Source organism: uncultured Planktomarina sp., from assembly GCA_943788425.1.
In the GTDB taxonomy this organism is placed as follows: domain Bacteria; phylum Pseudomonadota; class Alphaproteobacteria; order Rhodobacterales; family Rhodobacteraceae; genus Planktomarina.
The window spans coordinates 210,530-222,540 of the sequence record CALSQF010000001.1 but is presented as its reverse complement, the minus strand read 5'-3'; the positions used below and the strand labels follow the sequence as shown (position 1 = coordinate 222,540).

The window sequence follows — 12,011 nt, the reverse complement described above, 5'->3', positions numbered from 1 at the left end:
TAATCAAAAATTTGATTAAATTTGCAGTCATCCTTCCCAGAAATGGTTAATTCTATGTTAATAGCATTTGTTATTCCGGTGCATTTTCAGAAGTGATACTGGCGCAAGCCTCCGCCATGGCTTCGAGGGACAAAAGAATGCTTGCATGGCGGTTTTTATAATCACAGGCGGGCGCCAGCACTTCAAAGCCGTCAAACGGCGGGCCAGGCGGCGGTCCTCCGGATTTGAGCATTGCGGCCAGTTCATCGCGGGCACGCGCCACTTCGTCAGCTGTGCGACCGATGATATTTTGCCCTGCTAAACTTGCGGCCGCCTGCCCAAGGGCGCAGGCCTTAACATTTTGTGCAAATTCAGTGATTTTACCCTTTTTCATAGTTACATCAACAGTCACCTTCGATCCACAAAGCGGTGAACGTTTCGATGCGCTGGCACTTGGATTGGCGAGACGACCCACATGCGGCATCTGCGCAGCGAGGGCGAGAATTCGAGTGGAATAAAGTTTGATCAAGTCGATTTGTTCAGTCATGGTTTGGACATTCCCTGTTGCAAGCAATAGATAAGTCTCAGTCGTGGAATGCAAGAGGAGCGCCAACATGTTTGACCCGGAAACGCTAAAATATGATAGCAACGGATTGTTGCCGGTCATCGCACAATGCGCGGAGACGCGTGAAGTTCTAATGCTGGCTTGGATGAATGCTGAGGCGGTGTCTGAAACCTTAAGCAGTCGACGCGTGACCTATTGGTCTCGATCACGACAAAGTTTTTGGGTGAAAGGGGAGACCAGCGGTCATCGGCAGACTTTGGTCGATATGCGCTACGATTGCGATCAAGATTGTCTCTTGCTGATCGTAATTCAAGAGGGACCCGCCTGCCACACCAATCGCCGCAGCTGTTTTTACACATCGGTTATGACAAGTGAGCCACGTGAAATAAGTCAACCAATAGTTTGAATTAGAGATAGTTTTCACAATTTGGAACGCGGGGGGAGTCCGACCATTACGCGGATGTCATCCGGACTTGCGCCTTCGTCACGAAATTTTGCAATGGCTTTGGCATCGTCTCTTTTGGCGAGGCGTTTGCCGTCGGTATCTCGTATGAGAGCGTGATGGTGGTATATCGGCGTTGGATAATTCAGGAGATGTTGGAGCAAGGCATGGATGGGTGTGGCGCTCAAAAGATCCGCGCCCCGCACCACATGGGTGATGTTTTGCGCTGCGTCATCCACCACGACGGCCAGATGATAAGCTGCATCACCGCTCCGGCGCGACAATACAACATCTCCAATATTATCAATAAAATGAGATGCGAATGTCATGTGATTTTTGGCTGTTTGCAAATCAGCGGCAAGCTCTTGAAAGGCAATCTTAGAGCGGCCAGAAAGCGCAGCCGTCATATTGAGCCTCTGTGCGGCCCGGTCATCAGTCGCGTTGCTTTTTGGCGGGCGACAGGTGCCGGGATAGATCAGCCCGTCGGGTCCCCAAATAGGCTCCACCCCTTCTTGCGGCGCAGAGGCGGCCTCAGCAATATCGCGGCGGCTGCACGCACAACCATAGAGCAGCCCGCGGTCTGACAGAGAGCAGAGTGCCGCCTCATAGGCCGCCCTGCGTGTGGCTTGCCGCAACACAGGCCTATCCCAAGTCAGGCCGATCCAGGCCAAGTCATCAAAAATCTGTTCCTCCCATTCGGGCCGCGCCCGGCTTTGATCGAGATCTTCGATCCGCAGTATAAATTCGCCGCCTTGCCGCCGCGCAAAATCATGCGCGATTATGGCGGAATAGGCATGTCCAAGATGCAACGGGCCCGTTGGAGATGGCGCAAAGCGGGTGCGGATCACAGGCGCCTCAGGATCAGAACGTCGGAGCCCATGGGAGGCTCTCGCAGGTGCAAGCCGTTTTCTCGAAACAACAGCTCTACCCGGCCACTGCCAATCTCGGCATCCAAAACAGCGTCATAACTGCCATGGGCCACAGTTGGGTCATTAAAGGACAGGCCGATGAAGCCACCCGGGGCGAGGTGATCAAGGATCAGGCTCAAAGTTTCAGGCGGCGCAGCGCCGAGCGACACAACACCCGCCGCGACGATCACCGAATATTGCCCAGCGGTCACACCCGTGATCTCACCAGGGCGACCTTGCCAAAGGTTGCCATAAAGAGCCCGCGCCTTGGCCTTTTCAAGCATCGGTGCTGAGATGTCCAATCCATCTATGTTTGTAAATCCGGCATTTTGGAGCGCGAGGCCAGACAGGCCGGTTCCGCAGCCGAAATCCAAAATGCGTGCGCTCGGTTGCACATAGGGTTTTAAGGCAGCGGCAATTCGGTGCGGGGTGTTATAACCGGCTTCGGCCAAATCCGCATCATAGTGGGCGGCCCAATCCGCATAGATTTCCAAAGTTTCCTCCACGGGGCGCGGCACCCAAAGCGGGAATTTGGTGGATAAATTGCTGTCCTGTGTCATGGCAGTAGCCTAGAGCTTGTTGCCGTTTTGGCAATAGATCAACGCGCCAGCCAGGCTGAAAATGTCTCTTTGGCACGGTCGGTATAGGCTTTGTAGCGCTCCTTGCGCCGTTTGCGTCCGCCTTTCACAGTGTCAACCGGGGGAAACAGCCCGAAGTTCACATTCATCGGTTGAAAGGTCTTTGCCACGGCGCCACCGGTAATATGGGTAATCAAAGCACCACAACCGGTATCTGGCCCCGGCGCTGGCAAGCTGCGACCAGAGAGTTCCGCGGCCGCCATGCGGCCTGCGACCATCCCCATGGCTGCGCTTTCGACATATCCTTCAACGCCGGTGATTTGGCCAGCGAAACGGATATTGGGCTTACTTTTTAGCTGCATTTGTGGGGTCAGCAGGGTCGGGGAGTTGATGAAGGAATTGCGGTGAATTCCGCCCAATCTGGCAAACTCAGCCTCCTCAAGGCCTGGAATCATGCGAAAGACTCGGGTTTGTGCGCCATATTTCATCTTGGTTTGAAACCCAACGATATTAAAGAGCGTCCCCAAAGCATTGTCCCGGCGCAGTTGGACCACCGCGTAAGGTTTAGTTTCTGGATCATGGGCGTTATAAAGCCCAACTGGCTTCATTGGACCGAAGCGCAGGGTTTCGCGGCCACGTTCTGCCATGACCTCAACTGGAAGGCAACCGTCGAAATATCCGGCCGTTTCTCCCGGCTTGAACTCGGTTTTCTCCGCCTCCAGCAGCGCATCGATAAAGGCCTCATATTGGTCTTTGTTCATTGGACAGTTGAGATAGGCTGTGCGTTCTTCCTCGGTCTCGCCCTTATCATAGCGCGACTGCATCCAGGCGCGGCTCATGTCGATGCTGTCCGCATAGATGATAGGTGCAATCGCATCGAAAAAAGCCAGAGCCTCTGCGCCGGTCTCTGCCTGTATTGCCTCGGCCAATGCGCCTGAGGTTAATGGTCCAGTGGCGACGATCCACTGCCCCTCATCGGGCAGATGGGTGATCTCTTCATAGGTGACGTTAATCAAGGGATGGGCTTGGATCGCCGCCGTGATGCTTTTGGCATAGGGTTCGCGATCCACCGCTAAAGCACCGCCTGCGGGAATGCGATGTTTATCGGCAGTGTCCATAATGAGACTGCGCGCGGCACGCATCTCCCAATGCACCAAACCCACAGCGTTTTGCTCATCATCATCCGAGCGGAAGGAATTGGAGCACACCATCTCACCCAAATCACCGGTTTGATGGGCAAAGGTCTTCACCCTTGGACGCATTTCGTAAATCGTCACTGGAACGCCAAGCTGTGCTGCCTGCCATGCCGCTTCGCAGCCGGCCATGCCGCCGCCTATAATATTCAATCGTTGTGTCATGGCGGGCTATGTAATGGCGTGCGCGGCATAAGGAAAGGGATCAGTCTTGCGACCAATTGGGATCACGTTTTTCGATAAAGGCGGCAATCCCTTCTTCCGTATCCCGGTTTAGCATATTATCCACCATAACTTTGCCCGTGTATGCATAGGCTTGATCCAGTGGCATTTGAATTTGCTGATAGAAGGCCGTTTTGCCGGTTTTGACCGCAGAGCCCAGTTTGGAGGCGATGAGCTCTGCCAGAGCGCGGGTGCTTGAGGCAAGTTCTGTTTCTGGCACCACACGGTTGATGAGTCCGACCTGTTTGGCCTCATCGGCTGTCATAAACTCGCCAGTGACCAACATTTCAAATGCGCGCTTGCGGGCGATATTGCGGGAAAGGGCCACCATAGGTGTTGAGCAAAAGAGGCCTATGTTTACTCCATTGACGCCGAATCTGGTTCCCTCCGCCGCAACGGCCAGATCACAACTTGCCACCAACTGACAGCCGGCGGCGGTGGCGATCCCGTGCACCTGGGCGATAACAGGCTGGGGGATGTCCTGCACAGTTTGCATGAAGTTTGCACAGCGATCAAAGAGATCTTTAAAGGCCGCCGCGCCACCATCAGCATTTCGCCGCGCTGCCGTCATTTGCTTGAGATCATGGCCAGCGCAGAAGGCTTTACCGGTTCCGGCCAGCACAACGGCACGGATCATTTTATCTGACTTCAGTGTGTTCAAGGTTTCTTGAAGTATAGCCAGCATCTCATCTGAAAGCGCATTGAGCCGTTCCGGCGCATTCATTGTGAGGTAGGTGACTGCGTTTTCGTCGCGACGTGTCAAAATTGCCATCTTGCTCTCCATTAACTTCGTCGTCACCATAGCCAAAAGCTAGGGAGCGCGACAATGGCACTTAAAATGAACGCTGCGGAACTGTCGGTTTTTTTGCGGCTCGAATTTCCGCAGGTGGCAGATGAATTTGAGATGGTTGAGCTCAGCGCCACGCGGCTTGAGGTGGCGCTGCGCGTACAGGATAAGCATCTGCGTCCCGGTGGCACGGTCTCTGGGCCTTCGATGTTCGCTCTGGCTGACGTGGCCGCCTATCTGCATATTCTCGCGTTCATCGGCCCGAAAGCCTTAGCTGTAACGACGAATTGCGGAATTGATTTTATGCGCAAACCCAGCGCCCAGTTTGACTTACTGTGCAAGAATGAGGTGGTCAAACTCGGTCGATCCTTAGCTGTATGTCAAAGTTTGATCTATTCGGCGGATCAAGCACAACCGGTCGCCCGCGCCAATCTTACCTATGCTATTCCGCGCGATGGGTGGGGGGGGAACAGTAAGGGGTGGACTGGGGTAAAATAATACCTTATTTTTAAATAGCTGATTTTAATTAATTTTATTCAATATTTTGGTGTTGACTGCACCTTAGCAATCTCTATAAACCTCTCACCACCAAATTTAATGGGTAAGAAAAATGAAAACCTTCTCTGCAATACCTGCAGATATCGACAAAAAATGGATTCTGATCGACGCTGAGGGCGTGGTTTTGGGTCGTTTGGCTTCGATTATCGCAATGCGCTTGCGTGGCAAACACAAAGCCACTTTCACACCGCACATGGACATGGGCGACAATGTGATTGTGATCAATGCTGAAAAAGTTCAGCTGACAGGCAACAAGCGCAACAAAGAAAACTACTGGCACACCGGATACCCAGGTGGGATCAAATCCCGCACCACGGGCACCATTCTGGAGGGCAAGTATCCTGAGCGCGTTTTGACACAAGCTGTCAAACGCATGTTGCCAGGTAACCGCCTGTCGCGTCAGATTATGACCAATCTGCGTGTCTATGCAGGCGCCGAGCATCCACACGCGGCGCAGTCGCCTGACGTATTGGATGTAAAAGTCATGAACACAAAAAACACACGGGTATAAGCGATGTCAGATCAAATTACATCTCTCGAAGACCTCGCAGCGGTCGCCGAAGGCACCTCTGCTGTGGTTGAAATCGCAGCACCTCGGGAACCTGTTCGCGACGAATTAGGCCGAAGCTACGCTACTGGCAAACGTAAAGATGCGGTTGCCCGTGTTTGGATCAAACCAGGATCCGGCAAGGTGACAGTGAACGGCAAAGACCAAGACGCCTATTTCGCGCGCCCTGTGTTGCAGCTGATCCTCCGTCAACCGATGCAGGTGGCTGGTGTTGAAGGCGAATTTGACGTCGTTGCCACAGTCAAAGGCGGCGGTTTGACAGGCCAAGCAGGCGCCGTAAAGCACGGCATCTCGAAAGCCTTGCAGCTCTATGAACCCAGCCTGCGCAGCGCCCTGAAAGCCGCCGGATTCCTGACGCGCGACAGCAGGGTTGTGGAACGTAAGAAATTCGGTAAGCGCAAAGCCCGTAGGAGCTTCCAGTTCTCCAAACGATAATTCTGTATTTTCAGAACTTAAAAAACAATGGCTTGCAGGAAATTGCGAGCCATTTTTTTGAGCCCGCTTGAAACTCGTTTGCTGGCGACTCTGTGGCTAATGACCTTTTTAGTATTGAAGCGCCTGTCTTCTCCTTAAAGAGGTTGAGTGAACTCTACATCAAACTGGAGGAAATCTCGGGGGGCAGGTCACCCTGGATGCCTATTGTTCAATTATACAAGTTGTCAGAGCAAATCTCAGCTTTCGCTCGTCAAATGTGGGGCGCGCTTGGAAATGAAAAGCATTAATAGAGATTTTTTCAGTTAGATGATTGGTATATAGTAAGTTTTGGCAGAGAGACAGGGATTCGAACCCTGGGTACCCTTGCAGGTACAACGGATTTCGAATCCGTCCCGTTCGACCACTCCGGCACCTCTCCGCACATGAAGTTTGCCTTCAAGTGACTTTCTCATATCAAACGGATTCTGAAATGCAACGCAAAAAGCATAGGGTTTGTGCGCGTGTAGTGGCTTGGCTTAGACGCTGGCCAGGTGACAGCAGTATCGATGCGCCTTGGGGTAAAATATCAATACCGTCTGGTAATCTCGAGGATGAAAAGACCCGTCTATCCAACAATGGTCTTAAATCAGCGCCCGCTGATGCCAACCGTGTGCAGCAAGTATGACGTAGAGCGTGGACTAATAATTTGCATCAGGTCCTGGACCACGGTTTATGCCTATGGTTACTAATACAATCACAAAGAGAGCTTGTTTTTATTTGAAATTCAACTGTTAGACCACTTTTAGGTATAAATGCTTTTCTCGAAAGTTAATTTATTTTTCAAAACAGAATAGATTTTGTGATAAAGAAATATCAAAAAAACAATAGAGAAGATAAGAATGTTATTCTTAATCTAAATTACTGTACCCTATATAATCATCAGTCTAGAAGTGGTTATTTATACCCCCTGCAACCCCTATGTATATGGTTTTGGGGGTAAAAGATGGTAAAAGTGCCGCCGAGGGCCAAATCAGGGCAGGGGCAGAGCCTGAGGGGGTCGATACCGTTATACCTAATCCCCCTAAATCGGACTCAGACTTACAGTTAAACCTATAGTTAGCACCTAAGATAAGTTGTCTTCTTCTGGTGCCTCCAATAACGGCAAAACCTAAAGGCGTCTGGTCACGCAATTTGTCTTATAGGTTTGAAAATTTCTCTAGTGTTCATATTAGATTTGATTTGGTTGAAAATTAATGCAATGAAGCTTGCGGCAACTGTCAAATATGGTGGTAAGACAATGCAAGTAAGTGTTCGTGATAATAATGTTGACCAAGCTCTTAGGGCCTTGAAAAAAAAGCTGCAACGGGAAGGTGTGTATCGTGAAATGAAGCTCAAGCAGCATTTCGAAAAACCATCTGAGAAAAAGGCTCGTCAGGCAAAAGAAGGACTTAGCCGTCAACGTAAACTCGCGCGTAAAAAAGCTGAAAAAGAGGGCTGATTATTCCGTATATTAAGCTAAAAATAGCCCTGTTTAAAACTTGATGGCATATGCTAAGCTCAGTTTATACATTTTGGACGTCTGCTATCACCGCGAGCGATTAGCAAAATCAGCTGCATGTACTGTTTGGTAAAATGAGTGTGGTTTTTTAATTAGAACCTTAAAGGTAATGGATTTACGATGACTTGTCTTTTTGTACAAATACGTTGTCGGCCCGGCACTGCCTATGAAGTCGCGGCGCAAATCGTCATGCGCGAAATTCATTCAGAGCTTTATTCCACCAGTGGCGATTTTGATTTGATGATGAAGCTTTATGTGCCAAATGGCGAGGATATTGGTATGTTTATAAATGACAATTTGCTCAATATTGATGGAATCGAGCGCACTTACACGATCCAAACTTTTAAAGCGTTCTGATTAACACAATGTATTTAGGGGGCGATTCCAATGAAACTCATGTTAGCTTGCATCGTTCTTTTCGTTGCTATTTTACCCAGTGACTTCGTCTCAAAAATCTTGGAATTAATATAAAAGTAGTCATCAGATAAGTTTGTAGTTGGGTTAATGACTTTGGTGTTATTTTTTGTTTAAAACACCCAATTATATGACGACGCTGGGCATGAGTATCCCGTACATTTTTAAGAGCAGGGCAAGACCAAGCGTTAAGATTAGCAATGCGCTGACGATAAGCCATCTTTTGGTCTGTAGAGGTAGCATAGTAGGAAACTAGCGCATTACTGTAGGTTCTAAAATGATAGAGGAGCTGTAAAGACCAAAAAAATTTTGGATGAGCGTCGAAAATCCCATATTGTTTATAACAAATTTGTGTCATTATTTATGATAATACTAATTTTGACATTTTGGCTGGGGCATATTGTTTTGTAATAGCGATGGGATTGTATTTTGGCCCCAATTATTTGGTCGATACACCGCGTCTTCCAGCCCGAGCGGAGCATGGGGGATTTTTGCCAGAGACCATTACACGTAACCCCCTCACATTTTTTCGCCTAAATTAATGGCGATATACTTTAAACTGCTTAAGGGCTGCGCAATTATCCATAGTTTGCCTTTTTGATTGGCGCATTGCCAGCAATTGTTTTGCCTCATATTTAAACCATATTCAAAACTTAAACGTACCCCTCGAGGTATCACCCAGTAACCCCATTCCCAGGGTCAATTACAGGGTGTACTGGCCAGCTTTCTCTAAATGAGTGGCTGGCGTTTTTTTCCTTGAAATCACCAAAAGTCGAACCACTATCTAACTCGGAAATGGCTCATAGCTATTTTCTTCTCCGGGGGAGATTGGTGTTTGTTTTGCGGCAAGCGCACATCGTTGGATGAATAGCAACTGTGGGTGACCGCAGCTTGTTAGTCATCCGCCCCTATCTCTACAGGTTGAACTAAAGGTCTACTAATAGCTCTACTATGGATTTGGCCCTCCCTTGCCATTTTATCCACATTTATGAGGATAGCTTTAGGGAGAACTATAGGTATAAGTTCCCCCACCGTTTAACCTATAGGGAAACCTTCAAAATTGGTCTTATTTATAGAGGTTTTTACAACAGCGGCACCAGTCCTATAAGTCAACCTATAGTTACCACCTCAGATTTTTACGCCAAAACTTTTAGGTTGAACCTTCAGCCATCTACCTCCATTGGCGATGATGCGCGCTAGAATTGCTACACCGTGAACTAAAAGGATTTGAGATGAATGATTTCGACGACGGGCAGTTTATCCACGAGCAGGGTAAACGCGCCCGTAAATTATTTTCAGCAGTCGTACTGGCCGCATTAGATGACGCGGTTGAGGATGAAAAGGAATATGGCAATGGCCCCGAGAAAATCGCTCGATGGGCGCGCTCTCGTGATGGCTGCGAAGTTCTGTCTTGCGCAGGGATTGACTCCAATGAGCGTGTTGTCTCCGGCATGATGGACTTTGTGGGTAAAGGCATCCGCACATCCGTGGCTTTGAGCTTCGAAGAAAGAGAACGTCGTCAGCAGGCAAAAGCCGAACTAGGCTAAACTTACGAGTCTGTGGCTGGTCTTTTTTTGGTGGGGCTACAGGTTAAACTAAAGTTCTACTAATAGTTCATCTATGGATTGATGCTGTCGATGTCATACCTTTATCTACATTTCTGGGGATAGCTTTAGGGAAAACTATAGGTATATGTTCCCCCTCCGCTTATCTTTAAGTGCAACAATTGAAATTGGTCTTATTTATAAGGGTTTTTACATGAGAGGCACCAGACCTATAGGTCGACCTATAGTCATCACTCAGGATGGTCTCAAATGTCGCAGCATAGAAGTAATCTAATTTTAGTACTTCCCCGTAATACTAGTCAAAGGAGCAATTCCAATGACCATACACCAAGAGTTTTTGAACTTTGAAGCAGTAATAGCGCATTGTGAAACACGGGTACCATCAGGCACACTGTGCGAGGCAATAAAATATGGACGTAAAATGCAGTTTATCGATGAAACGAACAAACTATTGCCGTCAGGTGAGCTTCTAGCTGAGATTATAACGAATTGTTTGCCATCAGATGAGCTGCTAGCAGAGATTAAGTTGCCTACCATCTAAGGCTAGTGGTGGTGTTGGTCTTCTCACTCTGGTGACCCGTAATTAAAGCGAAACCTAAGGACGCCTGCTCACGCAGTCGGTCTAGCTCAACACTCATCAGTTCTTCCCGACGTGCACCTATGCGCTGCTCGGCATCCTGAGCCATTGCATCGACCCAATACTGACAGGCCATAGCAAGCGCATCCAGTCTGTCATCATTCGTCAGAGCGCTTCTGTCGGCCGTCAGGCGGGTCAGCTGGTACATCAACTGGTAACGAAGAGCCTGCTCCGGGGGTAGGTGTTGGCAGCTGTCGAAGTCCTTCTGGATGACCTTCTTATCGATGACCAGACGATGCTGGTTCATCACAGGCTCAAGAACATCGATGATGCGGCGTTCTTTCTGCTTATTGTGACGAACTTCACTCGTCGTGACAGGATGGACCTTGTTCAACACAGGCATAAACAGCTGGTTAAACATCCCATCACCGAAGTTACTCTCGACGATGATTTCGTTGACCTGTTCTTCCTTGGCGATGACTGCAAGTTTCTTGAGTGCTTCCTCTGAATAGCCAACAGCGATGCCACCGCATCTACGGACGTATAGATAACCATTGAGCATCTTTACGACTGCGTAGCCTGTCTCATCCTTACCGCGTCCTGAGGGGTCAATACTCATGACCGAGCCAGTGTATTCTACGAACTCAGAACTCATGAACATAGGCTTATGGTAGTGGTCTCCGTTGAATGCCACGTTCGGCAATTCTTCTACGATATACTGGCTGTCAGATGACCATGAGACCTTCTCAGGGGCCTCCTGAGGGGGTATATCCATCACGATTAGGTTAGACACCTTGAGAGGGTATCTTTCGGCATCAGAGAGTCTCGTATCGAGCATAAACTGCAGTGCAAAACCTGAGCGTCCGTAGGATGCTTCACGTTCCAATAGGTCAAACTCGGAGAAACGGGCAGGGTCTGTGGGTTCACCTACAAGTAAATCATTTGCTGCCATAGCATTTGAGATAAGACGGGCTAACTTTGAATCGTAGCCAACAGTTTGGTCAGCGTTCGGGTATCGTGCTGGCCAGATACTGACCTTGTATCCACGGTCGGGTAGCTTGTTATACAAACTCTCTTGGTTCTGTGGTGTCCCAAGGTAGATGATACGCCCATCTGGTTTAAGAATAGCGTCAAACTCCTTCACAGCCTCTGAGAGCTTATCTCTCATACCTTGGGTCATGGAGTTGTTTGGGACTTCGATGTTATCTGCGACGATTACATCTGCTCGTGAGCCAGCCAATTGACCTGAGATACCCACAGATTTCACTGAGGGTGCGTGAGACGCTGCAGCAGGGGCTACATCAAAGCTAATCTTCGACTGTCTCTGGTCCGTCTTTGGCCTCAGGTGTGCCAGGATGTCCATCTCGCTGATGAGCCTTAGAGTAAAGTGGTGAAGTCATCAGAGCGAGATTTAGACGCTGAGACGACCAAAATGTTTAACTGCGGGTTCATGTAGAGCAGCCAGACGACGTAGGCTGAAGTAATCCAAGATTTGCCCACCCCTCTGAATGCTTGAATAATCATTCGCTTGTCGCTGTGTTGTAGGTTATAAGCTTTATCATACTGAACTGGCGTAGGGTCGGGGAGGTTAAGATGCTTCCAGATAACGAACAGAAACTTTCTGAAATCTGAGAGTGGGTCTTTCGCTATCGTAATACCGAGCGACGTTGTTGCTTTAAACAT

Annotated in this window: 12 protein-coding genes, 1 tRNA gene and 1 pseudogene; 7 read left to right on the top strand and 7 right to left on the bottom strand. The window is 49.1% G+C overall.

The genetic code is table 11. The features are described from left to right. Positions 1 to 70: 70 nt before the first annotated feature. On the bottom strand, positions 71 to 526 hold the full coding sequence (locus tag ABLW18_RS01120) for an iron-sulfur cluster assembly scaffold protein (RefSeq protein ID WP_347823044.1): 456 nt from the start codon (positions 524 to 526) through the stop codon (positions 71 to 73). A 67-nt stretch (positions 527 to 593) separates the two neighbouring features. Between ABLW18_RS01120 and hisI the strand changes: the two genes are divergently transcribed. After that, entirely contained in the window at positions 594 to 950 is a 357-nt protein-coding gene (gene hisI / locus ABLW18_RS01115; protein WP_347823043.1) for a phosphoribosyl-AMP cyclohydrolase, read from the top strand. A 14-nt stretch (positions 951 to 964) separates the two neighbouring features. Here hisI and gluQRS read toward each other — a convergent pair whose 3' ends face one another. From gluQRS to ABLW18_RS01095, 4 genes are read right to left on the bottom strand one after another with little or no spacing between them, the layout of a single operon-like run. After that, a complete protein-coding gene (gene gluQRS, locus ABLW18_RS01110; protein ID WP_347823240.1) occupies positions 965 to 1,831 on the bottom strand; it encodes a tRNA glutamyl-Q(34) synthetase GluQRS in 867 nt (288 codons plus the stop codon). Next, the gene (locus tag ABLW18_RS01105; protein WP_347823042.1) at positions 1,831 to 2,454 is read right to left on the bottom strand and encodes a methyltransferase domain-containing protein; all 624 of its coding nucleotides are present in this window, start codon (positions 2,452 to 2,454) and stop codon (positions 1,831 to 1,833) included. The genes gluQRS and ABLW18_RS01105 overlap by 1 nt, the downstream gene beginning before the upstream one ends. A 38-nt stretch (positions 2,455 to 2,492) precedes the next feature. Then, positions 2,493 to 3,830 carry a methylenetetrahydrofolate--tRNA-(uracil(54)-C(5))-methyltransferase (FADH(2)-oxidizing) TrmFO gene (gene trmFO / locus ABLW18_RS01100; protein WP_347823041.1) on the bottom strand — a complete coding sequence of 446 codons (1,338 nt, stop codon included), beginning with the start codon at positions 3,828 to 3,830 and terminating at the stop codon, positions 2,493 to 2,495. A gap of 40 nt (positions 3,831 to 3,870) precedes the next feature. Then, positions 3,871 to 4,659 carry an enoyl-CoA hydratase gene (locus tag ABLW18_RS01095; RefSeq protein WP_347823040.1) on the bottom strand — a complete coding sequence of 263 codons (789 nt, stop codon included), beginning with the start codon at positions 4,657 to 4,659 and terminating at the stop codon, positions 3,871 to 3,873. A gap of 54 nt (positions 4,660 to 4,713) precedes the next feature. Between ABLW18_RS01095 and ABLW18_RS01090 the strand changes: the two genes are divergently transcribed. The 3 genes from ABLW18_RS01090 (at position 4,714) to rpsI (ending at position 6,235) form a co-directional block, all read left to right on the top strand. Then, entirely contained in the window at positions 4,714 to 5,172 is a 459-nt protein-coding gene (locus ABLW18_RS01090) for a PaaI family thioesterase (RefSeq protein WP_347823039.1), read from the top strand. Between the two features lie 112 nt (positions 5,173 to 5,284). Continuing rightward, positions 5,285 to 5,743 carry a 50S ribosomal protein L13 gene (gene rplM, locus ABLW18_RS01085; RefSeq protein ID WP_347823038.1) on the top strand — a complete coding sequence of 153 codons (459 nt, stop codon included), beginning with the start codon at positions 5,285 to 5,287 and terminating at the stop codon, positions 5,741 to 5,743. 3 nt (positions 5,744 to 5,746) lie between these two features. After that, positions 5,747 to 6,235 carry a 30S ribosomal protein S9 gene (gene rpsI, locus ABLW18_RS01080; protein ID WP_347823037.1) on the top strand — a complete coding sequence of 163 codons (489 nt, stop codon included), beginning with the start codon at positions 5,747 to 5,749 and terminating at the stop codon, positions 6,233 to 6,235. A gap of 328 nt (positions 6,236 to 6,563) precedes the next feature. On the opposite strand, the gene ABLW18_RS01075 is transcribed toward rpsI, so the two are convergent. Further along, positions 6,564 to 6,653 (bottom strand) — tRNA-Ser (locus ABLW18_RS01075). A gap of 858 nt (positions 6,654 to 7,511) precedes the next feature. Here ABLW18_RS01075 and rpsU point away from each other — a divergent pair. The 3 genes from rpsU (at position 7,512) to ABLW18_RS01060 (ending at position 9,733) form a co-directional block, all read left to right on the top strand. After that, positions 7,512 to 7,712: a 30S ribosomal protein S21 gene (rpsU, locus tag ABLW18_RS01070; RefSeq protein ID WP_044049647.1), complete on the top strand. Its 201-nt coding sequence runs from the start codon at positions 7,512 to 7,514 to the stop codon at positions 7,710 to 7,712. A gap of 180 nt (positions 7,713 to 7,892) precedes the next feature. Then, entirely contained in the window at positions 7,893 to 8,129 is a 237-nt protein-coding gene (locus ABLW18_RS01065) for an Lrp/AsnC ligand binding domain-containing protein (protein ID WP_347823036.1), read from the top strand. A gap of 1,289 nt (positions 8,130 to 9,418) precedes the next feature. Next, a complete protein-coding gene (locus ABLW18_RS01060; RefSeq protein WP_347823035.1) occupies positions 9,419 to 9,733 on the top strand; it encodes a DUF6280 family protein in 315 nt (104 codons plus the stop codon). Between the two features lie 548 nt (positions 9,734 to 10,281). Here the strand turns inward: ABLW18_RS01060 and terL are convergent. Then, positions 10,282 to 11,706, bottom strand: a pseudogene (gene terL, locus ABLW18_RS01055) (phage terminase large subunit); the annotation flags it as partial. Positions 11,707 to 12,011 lie beyond the last annotated feature (305 nt).

Bases quoted from the DNA above. Each gene is read 5' to 3' on its own strand.
- rpsU (WP_044049647.1), top strand. From the start codon at position 7,512: ATGCAAGTAAGTGTTCGTGATAATAATGTTGACCAAGCTCTTAGGGCC.
- ABLW18_RS01065 (WP_347823036.1), top strand. From the start codon at position 7,893: ATGACTTGTCTTTTTGTACAAATACGTTGTCGGCCCGGCACTGCCTAT.
- trmFO (WP_347823041.1), bottom strand. From the start codon at position 3,830: ATGACACAACGATTGAATATTATAGGCGGCGGCATGGCCGGCTGCGAA.
- rpsI (WP_347823037.1), top strand. From the start codon at position 5,747: ATGTCAGATCAAATTACATCTCTCGAAGACCTCGCAGCGGTCGCCGAA.
- ABLW18_RS01105 (WP_347823042.1), bottom strand. From the start codon at position 2,454: ATGACACAGGACAGCAATTTATCCACCAAATTCCCGCTTTGGGTGCCG.
- ABLW18_RS01060 (WP_347823035.1), top strand. From the start codon at position 9,419: ATGAATGATTTCGACGACGGGCAGTTTATCCACGAGCAGGGTAAACGC.
- rplM (WP_347823038.1), top strand. From the start codon at position 5,285: ATGAAAACCTTCTCTGCAATACCTGCAGATATCGACAAAAAATGGATT.
- ABLW18_RS01120 (WP_347823044.1), bottom strand. From the start codon at position 526: ATGACTGAACAAATCGACTTGATCAAACTTTATTCCACTCGAATTCTC.
- hisI (WP_347823043.1), top strand. From the start codon at position 594: ATGTTTGACCCGGAAACGCTAAAATATGATAGCAACGGATTGTTGCCG.
- ABLW18_RS01090 (WP_347823039.1), top strand. From the start codon at position 4,714: ATGGCACTTAAAATGAACGCTGCGGAACTGTCGGTTTTTTTGCGGCTC.
- ABLW18_RS01095 (WP_347823040.1), bottom strand. From the start codon at position 4,659: ATGGCAATTTTGACACGTCGCGACGAAAACGCAGTCACCTACCTCACA.